Raw genomic sequence first — 1,996 nt, 5'->3', positions numbered from 1 at the left:
CGCCACGCTGCGCGCCGGCGCCCAGCCTGCGGCGGCGCTGCAGCCCGTGCCTGCACCGCTGCCCTCCAGCGTGCTGCTGGTGCGCCCCGATATCCAGGCCGCCGAGAACAACCTGCGCGCCATGGAGGCCAACATCGGCGCCGCCCGCGCAGCCATGTTCCCCACCATCAGCCTCACGGCCAGCGTGGGATCGGGCAGCCGCGAGCTCGATGGCCTCTTTGGCGGCAGCAGCAGCACCTGGAGCTTCATCCCCCTGGTGCGCCTGCCCATCTTCGACGGTGGCCGCAACCGTGCGGGCGTGCAGGTGGCCGAGGCCAACCAGCGCATCGCCATCGCCCAGTACGAGAAGGCCGTGCAGACGGCCTTCCGCGAGACCGCCGACGTGCTGGCCGACCGCGCGCAGTGGGACGAGCGCCTGGCCGCCCAGACCAGCATGGTCGCGGCCACGCAGAAGGCCTTCGACCTGTCGGAGGCACGCTTCAAGGCCGGCGTGGACAACTACCTCACCGTGCTGGATGCGCAGCGCAGCCTCTACACGGCCCAGCAGACCCTGATCGGCCTGCGCCTGTCCGAGCAGCTCAACCGCGTCACGCTGTGGAAGGTGCTGGGCGGCGAGCAGGTGCAGGCGCCGTCCGCCTCTGAGCCGGCGAATTCCTGAGCGCGGGCGGTGTATTCTGCGGGCCCGCAGAACTTGCCGCCCGACCACGATGAGCCCCTTTGCCAACACCCCCGAGCCGCCTTACTACGCCGTCATCTTCTCGTCGCGCAGAACGCCGGACGACGATGATGGCTACGGCCTCATGGCCCAGCGCATGGTGGACCTGGCCGCGCAGCAGCAGGGTTTCCTGGGTGCGGAAAGCACGCGCGGCGAGGACGGTTTCGGCATCACCGTGTCCTACTGGTCCACGGCCGAATCCATCGCGCGCTGGAAGCAGGATGCCGAGCACCTGGTCGCCCAGCAACTGGGCAAGGACGCCTGGTACGAGCACTATGAATTGCGCGTGGCCCGCGTGGAGCGCGCCTACGGCAAGCGCTGAACCCGGGCCGCCTCCGCCTGGACCACGGCCTCGGCCAGCAGCGCGATGGAGCGCGGCGCGCAGCCTTCGGCATCGTTGCTCACCGTCACAAAGGCGGGCAGCCCGCGGCTGGTGATGCCATCGATGGTCTTGGCGAGGATGGCGCGCGTGTGCGCATCGGGCGTGCGGATCTCGTCGAAGGGGTCGTGCTTCTTTTGCGCATCGGGATAGCCGTAGGCACCGAACTCGCGGTTCAGGTTCCAGCGGCAGACCAGCGGGGTGGGCCACAGCCCGCGCAGAAAAACCAGTTGCTCCTCGATGGGGGGCATCTTGCCGTGCAGTCCCAGGCAGAAGGTGGCGCCACTGGCGCGCAGGGTGTCGGCCAACTGCGGCGTCAGCAGCTCCGGGTCGCGCACCTCCACCGCCACGATGATCTGCGCGCCCAGCGGATGGGCGGCCAGCGCCGCGCGCACCGCCTCCAGCATGGCCTGCAGCCGCGCCAGCAGTTCGGTGGGGCGGCTGAGCAGGCCCCAGGTCATCGGGCTGAGCTGGAACACCAGCACGCCCAGCCGCTCGCCCAGCCCTTCGAGCGTGGGCTCGACGAAGCTGGTGACGGCCAGATCGGGTTGAAGGAACACCGGGTTCAGCGACATGCCCTTGCCGTCCTCGTCACGCACCTGCGCGTCGGTAACCACGGATGGGCACTTGACCACGAAGCGGAAATCGGCCGGCACCTGGCCCGCGAAGGCCAGGTACTGGCTGGCCGTCAACGGCCTCCAGAAGCTGCGGTCCACGCAGACCGTTCGCATCAACGGATGCCGGCCATAGGCCTCCAGTCCCTTCTTGGCCAGCACGCTTTTGTCATAGGCGCCATCCCAGATCAAGCCTTCCCAGCCCGGGTAGGACCAGGTGGAGACTCCCATGCGCAGGCCCTGCGCAAGCTGGTCCGCCAGCGCCTGCCATTGCAGGGCCTGACGCGG

At 69.3% G+C, this 1,996-nt stretch carries 3 protein-coding genes; 2 read left to right on the top strand and 1 reads right to left on the bottom strand.

Annotation, left to right across the window (positions count from 1 at the left end; all coding sequences use genetic code 11):
• Both L995_RS29810 and L995_RS29805 read left to right on the top strand, forming a co-directional pair.
• Nucleotides 1–658, top strand: a 658-nt coding sequence (locus tag L995_RS29810; RefSeq protein WP_047475058.1) for a TolC family protein, incomplete at its 5' end; no start/stop codon positions are given.
• A gap of 49 nt (nucleotides 659–707) precedes the next feature.
• Nucleotides 708–1,037, top strand: coding sequence for an antibiotic biosynthesis monooxygenase family protein (locus tag L995_RS29805; RefSeq protein WP_016446802.1), 330 nt, complete (start codon nucleotides 708–710; stop codon nucleotides 1,035–1,037).
• On the opposite strand, the gene L995_RS29800 is transcribed toward L995_RS29805, so the two are convergent.
• On the bottom strand, nucleotides 1,022–1,996 hold a 975-nt coding region (locus L995_RS29800; RefSeq protein ID WP_047475055.1), incomplete at its 5' end, for a DUF72 domain-containing protein. The genes L995_RS29805 and L995_RS29800 overlap by 16 nt on opposite strands.

The organism is Delftia sp. ZNC0008, from assembly GCF_000799035.1.
Taxonomy (GTDB): domain Bacteria; phylum Pseudomonadota; class Gammaproteobacteria; order Burkholderiales; family Burkholderiaceae_C; genus Comamonas; species Comamonas tsuruhatensis.
This window is presented reverse-complemented; position numbering and strand designations above follow the sequence as displayed.

What these genes read in the sequence shown, in the direction of transcription:
- L995_RS29805 (WP_016446802.1), top strand. Translation starts at nt 708, where the DNA reads ATGAGCCCCTTTGCCAACACCCCCGAGCCGCCTTACTACGCCGTCATC.